Annotated in this window: 16 protein-coding genes; 4 read left to right on the forward strand and 12 right to left on the reverse strand. The window is 65.4% G+C overall.

Annotated features, from left to right (window positions below; genetic code table 11):
- Positions 1 to 74: 74 nt before the first annotated feature.
- From pdeM to ABDW57_RS21860, 5 genes are all read right to left on the reverse strand, one after another.
- Positions 75 to 716 carry a ligase-associated DNA damage response endonuclease PdeM gene (gene pdeM, locus ABDW57_RS21840; RefSeq protein ID WP_343732256.1) on the reverse strand — a complete coding sequence of 214 codons (642 nt, stop codon included), beginning with the start codon at positions 714 to 716 and terminating at the stop codon, positions 75 to 77.
- Complete coding sequence (locus tag ABDW57_RS21845) at positions 713 to 3,145, reverse strand: ligase-associated DNA damage response DEXH box helicase (RefSeq protein ID WP_343732257.1); 2,433 nt, start codon at positions 3,143 to 3,145, stop codon at positions 713 to 715. Before ABDW57_RS21845 ends, pdeM begins: the two co-directional genes overlap by 4 nt.
- Positions 3,142 to 4,761 carry an ATP-dependent DNA ligase gene (locus ABDW57_RS21850; RefSeq protein ID WP_343732258.1) on the reverse strand — a complete coding sequence of 540 codons (1,620 nt, stop codon included), beginning with the start codon at positions 4,759 to 4,761 and terminating at the stop codon, positions 3,142 to 3,144. The genes ABDW57_RS21845 and ABDW57_RS21850 overlap by 4 nt, the downstream gene beginning before the upstream one ends.
- Positions 4,754 to 5,866 carry a ligase-associated DNA damage response exonuclease gene (locus ABDW57_RS21855; RefSeq protein WP_343732259.1) on the reverse strand — a complete coding sequence of 371 codons (1,113 nt, stop codon included), beginning with the start codon at positions 5,864 to 5,866 and terminating at the stop codon, positions 4,754 to 4,756. Before ABDW57_RS21855 ends, ABDW57_RS21850 begins: the two co-directional genes overlap by 8 nt.
- A gap of 73 nt (positions 5,867 to 5,939) precedes the next feature.
- Positions 5,940 to 6,122 (reverse strand): hypothetical protein, encoded by a 183-nt coding sequence (locus ABDW57_RS21860; protein WP_343732260.1) that lies wholly within the window; start codon positions 6,120 to 6,122, stop codon positions 5,940 to 5,942.
- 115 nt (positions 6,123 to 6,237) lie between these two features.
- On the opposite strand from ABDW57_RS21860, the gene ABDW57_RS21865 reads away from it, so the two are divergent.
- Complete coding sequence (locus tag ABDW57_RS21865) at positions 6,238 to 6,744, forward strand: GAF domain-containing protein (RefSeq protein WP_343732261.1); 507 nt, start codon at positions 6,238 to 6,240, stop codon at positions 6,742 to 6,744.
- Here ABDW57_RS21865 and ABDW57_RS21870 read toward each other — a convergent pair.
- The 6 genes from ABDW57_RS21870 to ABDW57_RS21895 form a co-directional block, all read right to left on the reverse strand.
- Positions 6,741 to 8,042: an RNA polymerase sigma factor gene (locus ABDW57_RS21870; RefSeq protein ID WP_343732363.1), complete on the reverse strand. Its 1,302-nt coding sequence runs from the start codon at positions 8,040 to 8,042 to the stop codon at positions 6,741 to 6,743. The genes ABDW57_RS21865 and ABDW57_RS21870 overlap by 4 nt on opposite strands.
- Before the next feature lie 31 nt (positions 8,043 to 8,073).
- Positions 8,074 to 8,886, reverse strand: a complete 813-nt coding sequence (locus ABDW57_RS21875) for a YciI family protein (RefSeq protein ID WP_343732262.1) — start codon at positions 8,884 to 8,886, stop codon at positions 8,074 to 8,076.
- Between the two features lie 37 nt (positions 8,887 to 8,923).
- The gene (locus ABDW57_RS21880; RefSeq protein ID WP_343732263.1) at positions 8,924 to 9,337 is read right to left on the reverse strand and encodes a YciI family protein; all 414 of its coding nucleotides are present in this window, start codon (positions 9,335 to 9,337) and stop codon (positions 8,924 to 8,926) included.
- A gap of 10 nt (positions 9,338 to 9,347) precedes the next feature.
- Entirely contained in the window at positions 9,348 to 9,803 is a 456-nt protein-coding gene (locus ABDW57_RS21885) for a VOC family protein (RefSeq protein WP_343732264.1), read from the reverse strand.
- A gap of 76 nt (positions 9,804 to 9,879) precedes the next feature.
- Positions 9,880 to 11,271: a heavy metal sensor histidine kinase gene (locus tag ABDW57_RS21890; RefSeq protein WP_343732265.1), complete on the reverse strand. Its 1,392-nt coding sequence runs from the start codon at positions 11,269 to 11,271 to the stop codon at positions 9,880 to 9,882.
- Positions 11,268 to 11,939 carry a heavy metal response regulator transcription factor gene (locus ABDW57_RS21895; RefSeq protein ID WP_343732266.1) on the reverse strand — a complete coding sequence of 224 codons (672 nt, stop codon included), beginning with the start codon at positions 11,937 to 11,939 and terminating at the stop codon, positions 11,268 to 11,270. Before ABDW57_RS21895 ends, ABDW57_RS21890 begins: the two co-directional genes overlap by 4 nt.
- Positions 11,940 to 12,067: 128 nt before the next feature.
- Here ABDW57_RS21895 and ABDW57_RS21900 point away from each other — a divergent pair, with 128 nt between their 5' ends.
- From ABDW57_RS21900 to ABDW57_RS21910, 3 genes are read left to right on the forward strand one after another with little or no spacing between them, the layout of a single operon-like run.
- The gene (locus tag ABDW57_RS21900; RefSeq protein ID WP_343732267.1) at positions 12,068 to 12,394 is read left to right on the forward strand and encodes a CzcE family metal-binding protein; all 327 of its coding nucleotides are present in this window, start codon (positions 12,068 to 12,070) and stop codon (positions 12,392 to 12,394) included.
- Positions 12,395 to 12,398: 4 nt separating this feature from the next.
- Complete coding sequence (locus ABDW57_RS21905; RefSeq protein ID WP_343732268.1) at positions 12,399 to 12,803, forward strand: DUF305 domain-containing protein; 405 nt, start codon at positions 12,399 to 12,401, stop codon at positions 12,801 to 12,803.
- Entirely contained in the window at positions 12,800 to 14,134 is a 1,335-nt protein-coding gene (locus tag ABDW57_RS21910) for a hypothetical protein (protein WP_343732269.1), read from the forward strand. Before ABDW57_RS21905 ends, ABDW57_RS21910 begins: the two co-directional genes overlap by 4 nt.
- Here the strand turns inward: ABDW57_RS21910 and ABDW57_RS21915 are convergent.
- Positions 14,112 to 14,846 carry an alpha/beta hydrolase gene (locus ABDW57_RS21915; RefSeq protein WP_343732270.1) on the reverse strand — a complete coding sequence of 245 codons (735 nt, stop codon included), beginning with the start codon at positions 14,844 to 14,846 and terminating at the stop codon, positions 14,112 to 14,114. The genes ABDW57_RS21910 and ABDW57_RS21915 overlap by 23 nt on opposite strands.
- Between the last annotated feature and the right edge of the window lie 127 nt (positions 14,847 to 14,973).

The following is a 14,973-nucleotide window of genomic DNA, read 5'->3' on the forward strand; positions in this document are numbered from 1 at the left end:
ATGCTAGTGCACCGCCCACGCACACAATGTAGGACGCGCCCAGCAACCGATGTAGGAAGATTCCGGTGAAGATATCAGGGGATTTCCAATACCGCCTCGCCGCTGCTGACGAACACCCGCTCGCCCGGCTGCGGCAGCACGGGATGGCCGCCGGTGAACGCGCCAAACGATGGCAGCACCATCCGTGCCGGCGCCACCAGGAAGCATGGCAGGACCAGCGATTCCCATCCCGCGCGCAGGCGATACACCGGGTGCACGTGGCCGGCCATCACATACGCCGCCGACAGCACATCCGGATGATGGCAGAATGCGAACGGTCCCACCAGATACGGCTCGTCCACCATGGCGATCTCCAGCAGTGCCGGCGGATCGCCGGCATGTGCATCGTGGTTGCCGCGCACCACGGTCAGCAACAGCTCTGGATGGCGTTGACGCCACGCCAGCATGGCCGCCAGCGTGGCAGGCGCATGCGCCGCCCTGGCATGCAGAAAGTCGCCCAGGAACAGGATCTCGCGCACCGGATGCTGCGCCAGCAAGCCGTCCAGCGCCAGCAGATTGGCGCTGGTGGTGCCGGCCGGCACCGGCACGCCCAGCGCGCGGAACGAGGCCGCCTTGCCGAAGTGGATGTCGGCCACCACCAGCATCTGCGCGCGCGGCCAGTAGACCGCTTTCTGCGGCAGCAACAACAAGTCTTCGCCAGCGCGCTGCAGCTTCATGGCCCGGCCGCCTTTTCCAGTTCGCGCACCAGACGGGCCACGCGGTCCGACAATTTTTCGGTCGTGAGTTTTTCGCGGAAGCGCTCCACCATCAGCGCAAAGCCGAACGGCGTGGCGCGCTTGATGGCGTGAAAACGCACCCGGCGCGACTGCAATGCCTGCAGTGTGGCGCGCAGGCGGCCCAGTTCCAGCTCCTGCTCCAGCACCTCGCGTTGCGCCTGCGTCAGCAGCAGGTTGCCGGCATCGTGCTTGGCGAACACGGCAAAGAACAGCGACGACGAGGCCTGCAACTGGCGCGCGCTCTTGCCCTGCCCAGGATAGCCCTGGAACACCAGCCCGGCAATGCGGGCGATTTCGCGGAAGCGGCGCTGCGACATCTCGCTGGCGTTCAGGCTGGCCAGCACGTCTTCCAGCAGATTATCGGTGCTGAACAGGTCGACCTCGGCGCCGTGCCCCTTGTCCAGCAGCCTGGCCCAATCCAGTTCCTGGGCGCACAGCAGCTCAATGCCGTAATCGTTGATGGCGATGGAAAACGTCACCGGCACCATGCGGCCGACGCGGTAGGCCAGCAAAGCACCCAACCCGACGTGCACCGAGCGGCCGGCAAACGGGAACATGAACAGGTGGCGGCCTTCGCGGCTGTGCATGGTTTCGATGACAGTCACGTCAGCGGTCGGCAGCGACGACCAGCGCTGCTGTATCGCCAGCAGCGGTTGCAGCGCCTGCATTTCCGGCCCCTCGTAGCGGCCACGTTCCGCCAGCTGCAGTTGCGCCAGCGCCGCATGCGCCAGCTCGGACGACATCGGCATGCGCCCGCCCTGCCAGCGCGGCACGGCACCGCGCGCGCCGGTGGCGCGGCGCACATAAGCCGTCATTTCGTGCAGCCGCACGAATTCCAGGATGCGGCCGGCAAACAGGAAATGATCGCCCTTGCGCAGCCGCGCGATGAACGATTCCTCCACGCTGCCCAGGCGCCCGCCGCTCACGTATTTCACCTGCAGCGAGGAATCGGACACGATGGTGCCGATGCCCATGCGGTGGCGCCGGCCCAGCGCCACATCCGGCACGCGGTAGACGCCGTCCTCGTCCGGCAGCACGCGGCGGTACTCGGGATACGCCACCAGCGTCTGGCCGCCGCGGGCGACAAAATCCAGCGCCCATTGCCATTCCGCGTCGGTCAGGTGGCGGTAAGACCAGGCGCTGCGCACTTCCGCCAGCAAGTCCTGCGAGCGGAAACCGCCGCCCAGCGCCATCGTCACCAGATGCTGCACCAGCACGTCCAGCGGCTTGTCCGGCACCGGCCGCGCTTCGATGTCGCGCGCGGCCACGGCCTGGATGGCGCCGGCCGCTTCCAGCAATTCCAGGCTTTGCGTCGGCACCAGCGTCAGGCGCGACACCCGGCCCGGCGCGTGGCCGCTGCGGCCGGCCCGTTGCAGCAGGCGCGCAATGCCTTTGGCGCTGCCGATCTGCAGCACGCGCTCGACCGGCAGAAAATCCACGCCCAGATCCAGGCTGGAGGTGCACACCACCGCTTTCAGCAGTCCCTGCTTGAGACCCTGCTCCACCCACTCGCGTACTTCCTTGTCCAGCGAGCCGTGATGCAGCGCGATCAGGCCGGCCCAGTCCGGACGCGCATCCAGCACATGCTGATACCACAGCTCGGCCTGCGAACGGGTGTTGGTGAACACCAGCGTGGTGGCGTGCTGCTCGATTTCCGCGATCACCGGCAGCAGCATCTGCACACCGAGGTGGCCGCCCCAGGGAAAACGCGACGGATGCTCCGGGATCAGTGTATCAATCACGATCTGCTTGGCGACATGGCCTTCGACGATCACGCCGTCCGGCGCCAGCACATCGCGCGCGCGTTCAAGATTGCCCAGCGTGGCAGACAGGCCCCACACCAGCAGCGCCGGATTCCAGCGCCGCAAGCGCGCCAGCGCCAGCTGGGTCTGCACGCCGCGCTTGTTGCCCATCAGCTCATGCCATTCGTCGATGATGATCATCACCAGGTGCTTGAAGCGTTCGGCGGCGTCGGGATGGCTGAGCAGCAGCGTCAGGCTTTCCGGCGTGGTGATCAGGGCGTCCGGCAGGCGCTTGTTCTGGCGCGCGCGCTGGGCGGCGCTGGTGTCGCCGGTGCGCGCTTCGACCTGCCAGTCGGGCGCGGCTTCCTGCAGGGCGCGCAGGGTGTCGGCGGCCAGCGCGCGCATCGGCGTAATCCACAGCACGCGCAGGCCGGCCGGCGCGCGGCCGCCAGCGGCCCGCAGCGCGGCGGCGCGCTGCTGGGCGGCGAACCAGACCGCATAGGTTTTGCCGGCGCCGGTGGTCGCATGCAGCAGGCCCGAGCGGCCAGCCGCCGCCGCCTCCCACACGGCGCGCTGGAACGGGAACACGGTCCAGCCGCGCCCGGCAAACCATGCCTCGGCGTTCATGGCGCGGCCAGCAGGTTCTTCAGCGTAGCCAGGGTGTCGGCTTCTTCGATGCTCTTATCTTCGCGCCGGCGCAAGATGCGCGGAAAGCGCACCGCCACGCCGGACTTATGGCGCGGCGAGCTGGCGATGCCTTCAAAGCCGATCTCAAACACCATGCTGGGCGTGACGCTGCGCACCGGGCCGAACTTCTCGATGGTGGTTTTACGGATGGCCTGGTCGACCTGGGCGATCTCGGCGTCGGTCAGGCCGGAGTACGCTTTGGCAAACGGCACCAGCTTGCGCTCCTCATCCCACACGGCAAAGGTGTAGTCGGTGTACAGCGAGGCGCGGCGGCCGTGACCGGCTTGCGCATAGATCAGCACGGCATCCACGCTGTAAGGATCAATCTTCCACTTCCACCAGGTGCCCACACTTTTGGTGCGGCCGACGCCGTAGCGGGCATCGACCGCCTTCAGCATCATGCCCTCCACCCCGCGCTCGCGCGACTCGTTGCGGATCTGTGCCAGTTGCGCCCAGCTTTCCGCTTCGATCACCGGCGCCAGGCGCAACTGCGGCGCGCCCTGCAGGCTGTTGATCAATTGCTCCAGCAGCATGCGGCGCTCGGCCTGCGGCAGATCGCGCAGATCGCGGCCATCCAGTTCCAGCAGATCGTACGCCACCATCACGGCCGGGAACTCGCCCAGCACGCGCGCGGAAACCTGCTTGCGGCCCATGCGTTTTTGCAGATCGGCAAACGGGGCCGGCGCCGTGCCGCCGTGCCAGATCAGGATCTCGCCATCCAGCACCACGCCGTCCGGCAGACGCAGCACCGCCAGTTCGGGAAAACGTTCGGTAATCAGTTCCTCGCCGCGCGACCACAGCCAGTTCCTGCCTTCGCGCCGGACCAGTTGCGCGCGCATGCCATCGTATTTCCACTCGGCCTGCCAGTGCGACAGCTCGCCCAGCGTGGCTGGATCGCGCTCCAGCTGGTGGGCCAGGAAGAAGGGATACGGCTGGCCGCCACGTTGTGCCTGCTCCTGCGGCGTGTGGGCGGCGATCAGTTGCAGGAAACCGGCGGCGGTGGGGCTGACGCTGCCGTCGGTCCAGCCCATCAGGCGTTGCGCGATCAGTTTGCCATCGAGGGCGGCGATGGCGCTGAGCGCGCGCGTCACCAGCAGGCGCGAGACGCCGACGCGGAAACCGCCGCCAATCAACTTGGTGAGCAGGAAGCGTTCGCGCGTGTCGAGCTGGTCCCAGTAGGTGAACAAGGCGGCGCGCACCGCCTCCGGCGCGGCGCCGCGCAAGGGCGCGATGCCAAGCTCGATCCAGTCGGCCAGGCCGATTTCGCTGGGATGCCTGGGCGGCGGCAGGATGTGGGCGATGGTCTCGGCCAGGTCGCCCACGGCGTGGTAGCACTCGTCGAACAGCCATTCGTCGAGGCCGGCGTATTCCATGGCGTACTGGCGCAGCAGCTTGGTCGGGACTGCCTGGCGCGGCTTGCCGCCGGCCAGGAAATACACCGCCCAGGCGGCATCCTGCGGCGCGGCGGTGGTGAAATAGGTCTGCAGCGCGGCCAGCTTGCGCGTGGTGGAGGTGGTCTCGTCCAGCTCGGCATACAGGAGGGCGAAGTCACGCATCACCGTCCTCCCGCGCATTCCCGAGAGTTGTGGCGCGCGCGGCGGCGGCAACAGCGCCTGCGGCCTCGGTGGCCGGCGCGGCGGCGGAATGGCCAGACGCATCGTCAGCCGGCGCATCCTCCGCCTCGTCGTCGCCGTATTCGGTATCAAAGCCGCTGGCCTGCAAGCCCTGCTGCTGCAGCCAGCGCACCAGCACGGCAATCGAGCCGTGCGTGACAATCACGCGCTGAGCGCCGGTGGCGGCGATCGCCTGCAACAACCCCGGCCAGTCCGCATGATCGGACAACACAAAACCACGATCCACGCCGCGTCGTCGGCGCGCGCCGCGCAGCTGCATCCAGCCGCTGGCAAAGCCGTCGCTGAAATCGCCAAACCGCTTGATCCACGGCGAACCGGCAGCCGACGGCGGCGCCAGCACCAGCGAGCGGCTCAACTCGCTCTTGGCGACGTCGCCCACCATCACGGTCGGCGGCAGCCACACGCCGCCGTCCCGGTACACCTGGTTCAGGCTCTGCACCGCGCCATGACAGACTATCGGACCGATGCCCGCATCCAGCCCGCTCAGGATGCGCTGCGCCTTGCCAAAGCTATAGCCCAGCAGCACGCTGGTGCGCTCCTGCGCCGCGTTGGCGGCCCACCAGGCATTGATCTCGTCGTAGATTTCCTGTTGCGGCCGCCAGCGGTAAATCGGCAGCCCGAAGGTGGATTCGGTAATGAAGGTATCGCAGCGCACCGGCTCGAACGGCGTGCAGGTGCTGTCGGCCTCGACCTTGTAATCGCCCGACGCCACCCACACTTCGCCGCGATACGCCATGCGCACCTGCGCCGAGCCCAGCACATGACCGGCCGGATGCAGCGACACCGTCACGCCGTTGTGCAGCACCTGCTCGCCATACGCCAGCCCGGTGATATTGATCGGTCCCAGCCGCGACTTCAGCACATTCACGCCCGCCGCCGTCGCCAGATAGTGCTGATGGCCGCCGCGTGCATGGTCGCCATGCGCGTGCGTGATAACGGCGCGCTCAACCGGCCGCCACGGATCAATGTAAAACTGTCCCGGTACGCAATACAAGCCTTCCCGGCGCACGACCACCATATCGGACATAAAGCGGCTTTCAAACAAAGATAGCCAATTATGCCGCACGGCCCTGGGGCCGTCTGTCAGGCAACGCACCGAGCTACATGGGGTCGATCACTTCCGCCATGAAGTCAACATTGTCATTTTCCTCATGGTCGATGACCACGCGCTCTTCCCCGATCATGAGCAAGGCCTCGATGTCGAAGCTGCCGGGCGGCAGCGGGACGAGCGCCTTCGGTTTTCTCTGACGCGTCTGGCTGGCGTTCTTTTTTCTAATTGGCATAGCATCTCCCCCGTGGTTATCAAAACAGCCTAACGCGCCGTTCCCACTTGCGCTATCAGATACCGCCTACAAATAGGGTAGGATATAGCCCTATTTTTCCTAGCGTATTCCGATCATGACTTTCACCCTCAGCGACACCACCTACGGCATCGACAGCGCCGATGCCAAAAATGCCATGTACAACGACCTGCGCCCGCAGCTGCAAGGCCTGGTCCATGGCGAAACCGACCTGATCGCCAACACCGCGAATTTCAGCTCGCTGGTGTTCAACAGCATGCCGGGCCTGAACTGGGCCGGCTTCTATTTCCTCAAGGGCGATGAACTGGTGCTGGGTCCGTTCCAGAGCAAGCCGGCCTGCATCCGCATCAAGAAAGGCCGCGGCGTGTGCGGCACCACCGTGGTGGAAGGCAAGTCGATCGTCGTGCCGGATGTGCACGCCTTCCCCGGCCACATCGCCTGCGACGTCAATTCGCGTTCAGAGCTGGTGGTGCCGGTGCGCGGCCCGGATGGCGCCATCGTCGGCGTGTTCGACCTCGACAGCCCGCTGCCGAACCGCTTCGATCAGACCGATGCGGAAGGCATCGAGTCGCTGGTCAAGGTATTGGAAGCCACGCTGGCTTAACTGGATTGGGCGCGCGCCAGCAGCAGCTGGCGTTCGCGCTCGTTGTGCGTCAGGTCGGCGGCGCGTTCGAATTCAAGGCGCGCCTCGTGGTGACGGCCCAGCTTGGCGAGCAGATCGCCGCGCACGCTGGGCAGCAAATGGTAGTTCTTCAGGGCCGGCGCATCCAGCAGGCCATCCACCACCTCCAGTCCGGCCTGCGGTCCGTAGGCCATCGACAGCGCCACGGCGCGATTCAATTCCACAATCGGTGATCCCGACAATTGCGCCAGCGCGTCGTACAGCGCCGCAATGCGCGTCCAGTCGGTATCCTCGGCGCGGCGGGCGCGGGCGTGGCAGGCGGCAATTGCCGCCTGCAGCCCATACGGTCCCAAACCGCGGGTCGACCCTGCAGCGGCCGCGGCGTGGGTCGGGCGCGGACCAGCCGGCGACGGCCGCACGGCGGGCGCGGGCGTCAGCGCGGCTTGTTCAGCGCGGGCCAGCGCGGCCAATCCGCGACGGATCAGCAGCTGGTCCCAGCGGGTGCGGTCCTGCTCCAGCAGCAGAATCGGCTCGCCCTTCGGCCCGACGCGGGCGCGGGCGCGCGAGGACTGGATTTCCATCAGCGCCACCAGGCCATGCACCTCCGGCTCATTCGGCTGCAGCTCGGCCAGAATACGGCCCAGCCGCAGCGCTTCCTCGCACAAGGCCGGCCGCATCCAGTCAGCGCCGGCGCTGGCCGAATAGCCTTCGTTGTAAATCAGATAGATCACCTGCAGCACCGATGCCAGCCGCTCGCCCAGCTCGTGCGCGCGCGGCGCCTCGAACGGTACTTTGGCCTCGGACAGCGTGCGCTTGGCGCGCACGATCCGCTGCGCCACGGTTTTCTCGGGCACCAGGAAAGCGCGGGCGATTTCATCAGTGCTCAAGCCGCCCAGCATGCGCAGGGTCAGCGCCACACGGCCATCGGTCGGCAACACCGGGTGGCAGGCCACAAACACCAGCCGCAGCAGATCATCGCCGATATCGTTTTCCAGCGCATTGGCCACCTCGGCTTCCAGATCGGGCGCGGCGTCCTGCAGCTGGTTATCGATTTCGTAGCTGATCGCCGCTTCTTTTTCGGCATGCATCTGACGGTGACGCAAGGCATCCAGCGCCCGATTTTTGGCCACCGCGGTCAGCCACGCGGCCGGCTGGTCGGGCACGCCGGTCTCGGGCCAGCGCTCCAGCGCCTGCACCAGCGCATCCTGCGCCAGTTCCTCGGCCTGGCCGACATCGCGCAACATGCGCGCCAGCACGGCGATGATCCTGGCGGACTCCATCCGCCACACCGCCTCGACAATTTTATGGACGTCAGCCGCCACGGGCCGCTTTGCTGAACGCGTTGCGCAGGCCGGCCTCCAGCAGTTCGGCGCGCATGCGCGCTTCCGCCGCCACCATCTCCGGCGTGAATTCCGTGTGCGACACACGCTCGCACGCCTCGCGCAATTCCAGCGTGATATCGCCCGGCTGCGGATAAGGATAGGACTTGGCCCAGGCGATCGCCTCTTCCATCGAAGCGGCCTGCAGCATCCAATAGCCGGCGATCAGTTCCTTCACTTCGGTGAACGGGCCATCCACCACCGTGGTTTTGGAGTTGGCGTAATGCACGCGCGCCGCGCTGGCCGTACCCTTCAAGCCCTCGCCGGCCAGCAGCACGCCTTGCTGCACGCCGCTCTCATTGGTGGCGTTCATGACGTCGATCACTTCCGGCGGCGGCACCGCGTCGGATTCCGAATCGGCGTCCGAACGCAGGAACACCACATAGCGCGTCAACTCCTCCTTGCGCTGCGGAATGGTGCCGGCAGCCGTGCCGCGCTCATCGAAGCCGACGCAGTTGCCGGGACAACCGGCGTCGCGGATTTCATAGACTGCGCCGCTGTCGAACAAGGGCCACCAGCGCACCTGCTCGATGATGTCTTCGCGCGACGCCGCCTCCAGCAGCACAAAGCCGGCCACCAGCTCCTTGGGCGGGAACGGGCCATGCACCTCGCTCCATTCACCGTCGCGGCGCAGCAGCCGCACCGCCTGCGCGCTGGGGCGCAGGAAGGTGCCCGGCTCCAGCGCCGGGGGTTGTATGCCTCGTTCCGTGCTCTGATTGGCGCGGCGCAGTACCATGAATTCCATTACATCATGCTCCAGACTAGACTTAGCCGATAAGGTATCACAAGCGGGCCCGCAGGGACTCCTCCTGCGCCGCCAGTTCCGGCGTGACGGCATCACCGAAGTCGCTCATTTCAAACACCTGGCGGATTTCGATTTCGGACGGCGTGTCGAACGGATTCGGGCAACGCTTCATCCACTCGATGGCCTCTTCCTTCGACTTCACCTGGATCAGCCAGAAACCGGCGATCAACTCCTTGGTCTCGGCAAACGGGCCATCGATCACGGTGCGGCTGGCGCCGTCGTAACGGATGCGCGCGCCCTTCGCGCTGGGATGCAGGCCCTCGCCGGCGAGCAGCACGCCGGCGTTGACCAGTTCCTCGTTGAACTTGCCCATGGCCGTCAGCAATTCCGTGCTGGGCATCTTGCCCGCTTCCGAATCGGCCGTGGCTTTAACGATGATCATGAAACGCATGGGGTGCTCCTTATTGGCAATCGCTGGGCATTTGCTCCTTCATGGCGGCCATCATTTCTTCCGGCGTCATGTCCTTGATATGGGTGGCGATCGACCAGTGATGGCCGAACGGATCGGTCACCTGGCCGTAGCGGTCGCCCCAGAACATGTCGGCTGGCGGCATGCGCACGGTGGCGCCGGCGTCCACTGCCTGCTTGAAAGCCGCGTCCACGTCCGGCGAGGACAGGTGCAGGGTAACCGGACTTCCCTTCAGCGCCTTCGGCCCCAGGCCGCCGTACTCCGGAAAGTCGTCGGCCAGCATGATGGTGGAATCACCGATCTTGATGGCGGCGTGCATCATGCGGCCGTTTTCACCCGGCAAACGCATGATTTCAACCGCGTTGAAGGCTTTTTTATAGAACTCGATGGCGTCTGCCGCGCCTTCACATACCAGGTGGGGGGTTACGGTTTGCAATTGATTTTCCATGATGGTCTCCTTGGTAGGTTGAACAGGTAACTCTATACCTACGACGAAGCAGCACCTCAGAAATCGACACGGTTTTTTAAATTTTTTTGAAGCGTAGCGAAAAAGTCGTCAAACCGGGCTGGCTGGCCACTGAGATATTCCCTCCGTGCAACTCCATGATGGCGCGGACGATGGACAAGCCAAGTCCGGCGCCGGCCGAACGGGCCTGGTCGGCGCGGTAGTAGCGGTCGAAAATATGCGGCAGGTGGGCCGGATCGATGCCGGGGCCGCTGTTGACCACGGCAATTTCAGCGCCCTCGTCCACCTGGCGCGCCGACAGCGTCACCGTGCCGCCGGCCGGCGTATGGGCCAGGGCGTTTGCCATCAGGTTGCTGACGGCGCGCTGCAGCAGCACCGGATCGATGCTGGCTTGCAGCGGCGCGGCGTCCACCCGCAGGCGCACGCCGGCATCCTCCGCCAGGAACTCAAAATAATCGTGGATGCGCTGCAGTTCGGCCCGCAGATCCAGGGTTTCGCGTTTCAGCGCCATCTGGGCATTGTCGACGCGGGCCAGGAACAGCGTGTTGTCGATCATGCGCGACAGCCGCTCATATTCCTCGAAGTTGGACGCCAGCAGCGCCTGGTATTCCTCCACCGTGCGCGCACGCGACAGCGCCACCTGTGTCTCCATCATCAGCGTGTTGAGCGGCGTACGCATGTCGTGCGCCAGATCGGCGGCAAAGCCGGACAGGCGCTGCACGCCGTCTTCCAGCCGGTTCAGCATGGCATTGAAGGCGGCGCCCAGTTCGCGCAGTTCCACCGGCGCATCCTGCACCGACAGCCGCGTATTCATGCGGCTGGTGCTGATGTCGTTGGCCTTGGCCACCACCGAGCGCAGTTGCAGCATGCTGCGGCGGACGATGAAATAACCCAGCAAGGTCGCCAGCAGCGCGCCGCAACCCAGCGCCAGCAGCAGATCGCCGGCGTACACGCGCAACACGCGCAACCGGTCGGAGCGCTCGCGCGCTAGCGTGACCTGCACCGGATCGGCGCCGGCCTGGCCGGTGGCGCGCACCATGCGGCCAACGCCGCTGGCCGGTTGCCAGTCGTGAATGTCGTCCAGCGTCAGCGCGCGCTGGGCGGGTACGCTGTCCACCTGCGGCAGCGGGCGCGAAGTGACCGCGGTCTGCAACAGCGGCTTGCCATCGGCCGCGTTCACGCGCAGCATGAAATCGTTATGGCCGTACAGCGTGTCCTTCAACGCGTGCGCTTCCTGACGCACCGCTTCCGCCGACGGCATGCCGGCGATCAGGTGCCGCACCTGGTCGGCCTTGACGATCAGCTCCACGTCATCGCGGCTGCTCATCTGCCGTTGCAGCGTGTGATACAGGTAGGCGCCGACCGCCAGGAAACTGGCCACGCTCACCGCGGCCAGCAGCAAGGCCACGCGCAGCGTCAGCGACAGCGGCCGGCCGCGGCGCCAGCTCACGGCCGCGGCTCCAGCAGATAGCCCATGCCGCGCACCGTCTGCACCAGTTTCAGCGGATAGGGATCATCCACCTTGGCGCGCAGGCGGCGGATCGCCACGTCCACCACATTGGTGTCGGAGTCAAAGTTCATGTCCCACACCATGGAAGCGATCTGGGTACGCGACAGCACCTCGCCCTGGCGCTTGGCCAGCAGGTGCAGCAGCGCGAATTCCTTGGCGGTGAGATCGATGCGGTTGGCGCCGCGTGTCACGCGCCGGCGCAGCACGTCGATTTCCAGATCGGCCACGCGGATGATGTCGGCCTCGCGCACCGGGCCGCGCCGCAGCAGCGTCTTGACGCGCGCCAGCAGCTCGGCAAAGGCAAACGGCTTGACCAGATAATCGTCCGCGCCAAGTTCCAGGCCCTTGACGCGGTCGGCCACATCGTCGCGCGCGGTCAGGAACAGCACCGGCGTTTCCTTGCGCTCGCGCAGGCGCGCCAGCACAGTCCAGCCGTCCATTTGCGGCAGCATCACGTCCAGCACGATCAAGTCGTAGTCGTGTTCCTGCGCCAGCGCCAGACCGTCGACGCCATTGCGCGCCAGGTCCGCCACGTAGCCGGATTCCTGCAGGCCCTTGACCAGATAGTCGCCTGCTTTCGGTTCATCTTCAACAATCAGTATTTTCATGATGGGTTCATTGTCGGCTTTTTGCCGTGCCGCGGGGATTACAAATCTGTCATTTGGGCGTCATCTTCCTGTCAGCGCCCCTTCTTTAGACTGGCCACATCTTCACTCCACAACGAAAGGAAGCAATCATGTTCAAAGCACTGCGCATCACCGTCATCGCTGCAACCCTGGCCGCCGGCGCCGCCCACGCATCGGTCAACCCGCATCCGGAATTCGGCATGGCCACGCCAGCGGCCGCCGCTGACCGCCACATCACCATCAAGGCCGATACCAAATGGGTCAACGTCAACAACGGCGATACCGTGACCTTCGACGTCAACGGCAAGTCCTTCACCTGGCATTTTGACACGCTGCACAGCGAAGCAGCCTTCGACCTGGCGAAAATCGCGCCCGAAGGCATCAACCCCGGCATGATCACGGTGTACGTCGCCAGCAACCCGCTGTACCGCGGCTGATCCGGTGCGGGCCGCGATCGCTGCCTGCCTGGTGGTCCTGCCGCTGATCGCGGCAGGCGCCCACGCGCAGGAACACAACCACCACCACGGCGGCGCGGATTCCGCGCCCGCCACACCGCCCACCTTCGTCGCCAGCAGCGCCAAGCCGTTCAGCGCCCTGATGGACGACGCCATGAACGTGATGGACGCCGGCATGCGCCAGGCGCCCATGAACGGCAATCCCGATCACGACTTCGTCACCATGATGATGCCCCATCACCAGGGCGCCGTCGATATGGCAAAAGCCGTGCTGCTGTCCACCCAGGACCCCGAAATCCGCAATCTGGCGCTCGGCATCATCGCCGAGCAGCAGATCGAGATCAAGGTCATGCAGGCCTGGCTGCAAAACCACAAGGAGCCCACCAAATGAAATCATTCGCCTTTGCTGCGGGCGCGCTGCTGTGCGCCCAGGCTTTCGCCGCCCCTTCGCCGCTGGACCGCGTATATACGGCGGACCAGAACACCAATACCGTTTCCGTCTTCAGCCCAGCTACCAACATGCTGCTTGGCCAGATCAAACTGGGTAATTCGCGGCCGGACGTGCTGTCGCCGCTGTATCGCGGCGAGACCAACGTCCATGGCCTCGGCTTCTCGCCCGACCACAAGACATTGCTGGTCATCTCCAACGGTTCCAACTCGGTGACCTTCATCGACACCGCCACCAACAAGGTCAAAGGCAAGACCTACATCGGCCGCTCGCCGCATGAAGGCTTCTTCACCGCCGACGGCAAGGAAGTCTGGGTGGTGGTGCGCGGCGAGGACTATATTTCCGTCATTGACCCGGTCACGTTCAAGGAAACGCGCCGCATCCAGACCGATCTCGGTCCCGGCATGGTGCAGTTCCACCCGAACGGCAAGCTGGCGTTTGCCGTGTCCAGCTTCACGCCGACGGTGGACATCATCGACGTCGCCTCGCACACCATCGTCAAGCGCATCAACGTGGTCAGTCCGTTTTCGCCGTTCCTGCAATTCACGCCGGATTACAGCGAGATCTGGATGACGCACAAGGACGTCGGCAAAGTCACGCGCATCAGCACCACGACGCTGGAAGTCACCGGCGTGATCGACACCGGCTTCATCACCAACCACCTGGCATTTGCCAAAGTGGGCGGCGAGGTGCGCGCCTACGTCACGGTCGGCGGCGAGAACGCGGTCAAGGTGTACAGCACCGGCAAGGAGGCGAAGCTGCTGGCCACGATCGCCACCGGCGCCCTGCCGCACGGCGCCTGGACCTCGGACGACAACACCCGCGTCTACGTCGGCCTGGAAAACGGCGACGGCGTGCAGGTGATCGATACCGCCACCAACAAGATCGTCGCCACCATGGGCGGCGGCCAGGCGCCGCAAGCACTGGTCTATCTGTCGAATGTGGCGCCGTCGGCCGACGACCGCTCCAACCTGGTGCCGCGCGTGAATCAGGATTCGCGCAACGTGCAGCTCCAGCCGGTCGGCGCGCAAGGCAAGGGCTTTGTGGTGCTGCGCAACCTGGGCGTGGTGGAATCGATCGAGGCCTTCCTGTACAAACTGAAGCCGGATGCGGTGTACGACGTGTACCAGGGAAGCCATGCGGTCGGCAGTTTCCGCACCAACGCGATGGGCATGGCCAATGGCACCATGATCGGCCCTGAGCAGGCGGCCGGCGCGATCACGGTGAAGGACAGCGGCGGCGCCGCCGTGCTTACTGCGCAGCTTCCAGAATAAGGTCGGCAATCTCGCGGGCGTGCGAGATCATCGAGACGTGGCTGGATGGCAGCTCGATGGTCCTGGCGCCCATGCGCCTGGCCAGGAAGCGCTCCAGTTCCGGCGAAGTGGTGCGGTCATTGGCCGATACCGCGTAGTAAGTCGGCTTGAGCTTCCACGCGGCCTGCGTGGTGCGGCTGCTGAACAGGGTTTGCGAAATGCGTCCCTGGCCGGCATACAGCACGCGCGCGCGGGCCGGATCGAGATCGCCGGCAAAGTCGCGCACAAACGCTTCCTCGCTCAGCTGCGCAAAGCCATCGGGCGATTTCACCAGGCCAGCACTGGCCGGCGGCGCCGGGAAACGGGCCGCCAGCGCGCCGTAATCTTCGCCGGCATCCGGCGCCCGCGCCGCCACATACACCAGCGCTTTCACTTTCGGATCGGCGCCGGTTTCACTGATGACGGTGCCGGCCCACGAATGGCCCACCAGCACGGTCGGACCATCCTGCAAGGCCAGCACGCGGCGCGTGGCCTCGGCGTCGTCCGCCAGCGAGGTCAGCGGGTTCTGCACCGAAGTCACATGCTTCCCTGCCTTTTGGAGAAGGGCAATCACTTCATTCCAGCAGGAGCCATCAGCATACGCTCCATGTACTAATACGATATTGTCGACCGCGGCCGAAGCAGCGCCGGAAAACAGGGCGGCAAAAGCGCCGGCCAGTAACAGTTTTTTCATGGTGATTTCCTTGTGGGTTGAGGGTGAACCCAGTATAGAAACCGTCCCCTGACCACAAGATGACGCCCGGATTACAAGCAGATGACAAAGTCGTCCGATACACACCGATACATGCCAGAAACAATTC

This window comes from Duganella sp., assembly GCF_039595735.1.
Taxonomy (GTDB): Bacteria; Pseudomonadota; Gammaproteobacteria; order Burkholderiales; family Burkholderiaceae_D; genus Rugamonas.

Excerpts from the sequence above, each read along its gene's own strand:
- ABDW57_RS21855 (WP_343732259.1), bottom strand. The coding sequence starts at position 5,866 with ATGTCCGATATGGTGGTCGTGCGCCGGGAAGGCTTGTATTGCGTACCG.
- ABDW57_RS21860 (WP_343732260.1), bottom strand. The coding sequence starts at position 6,122 with ATGCCAATTAGAAAAAAGAACGCCAGCCAGACGCGTCAGAGAAAACCG.
- ABDW57_RS21885 (WP_343732264.1), bottom strand. The coding sequence starts at position 9,803 with ATGGAAAATCAATTGCAAACCGTAACCCCCCACCTGGTATGTGAAGGC.
- ABDW57_RS21865 (WP_343732261.1), top strand. The coding sequence starts at position 6,238 with ATGACTTTCACCCTCAGCGACACCACCTACGGCATCGACAGCGCCGAT.
- ABDW57_RS21880 (WP_343732263.1), bottom strand. The coding sequence starts at position 9,337 with ATGCGTTTCATGATCATCGTTAAAGCCACGGCCGATTCGGAAGCGGGC.
- ABDW57_RS21910 (WP_343732269.1), top strand. The coding sequence starts at position 12,800 with ATGAAATCATTCGCCTTTGCTGCGGGCGCGCTGCTGTGCGCCCAGGCT.
- ABDW57_RS21850 (WP_343732258.1), bottom strand. The coding sequence starts at position 4,761 with ATGCGTGACTTCGCCCTCCTGTATGCCGAGCTGGACGAGACCACCTCC.
- ABDW57_RS21845 (WP_343732257.1), bottom strand. The coding sequence starts at position 3,145 with ATGAACGCCGAGGCATGGTTTGCCGGGCGCGGCTGGACCGTGTTCCCG.
- ABDW57_RS21900 (WP_343732267.1), top strand. The coding sequence starts at position 12,068 with ATGTTCAAAGCACTGCGCATCACCGTCATCGCTGCAACCCTGGCCGCC.
- ABDW57_RS21875 (WP_343732262.1), bottom strand. The coding sequence starts at position 8,886 with ATGGAATTCATGGTACTGCGCCGCGCCAATCAGAGCACGGAACGAGGC.
- pdeM (WP_343732256.1), bottom strand. The coding sequence starts at position 716 with ATGAAGCTGCAGCGCGCTGGCGAAGACTTGTTGTTGCTGCCGCAGAAA.
- ABDW57_RS21895 (WP_343732266.1), bottom strand. The coding sequence starts at position 11,939 with ATGAAAATACTGATTGTTGAAGATGAACCGAAAGCAGGCGACTATCTG.
- ABDW57_RS21870 (WP_343732363.1), bottom strand. The coding sequence starts at position 8,042 with ATGGAGTCCGCCAGGATCATCGCCGTGCTGGCGCGCATGTTGCGCGAT.
- ABDW57_RS21915 (WP_343732270.1), bottom strand. The coding sequence starts at position 14,846 with ATGAAAAAACTGTTACTGGCCGGCGCTTTTGCCGCCCTGTTTTCCGGC.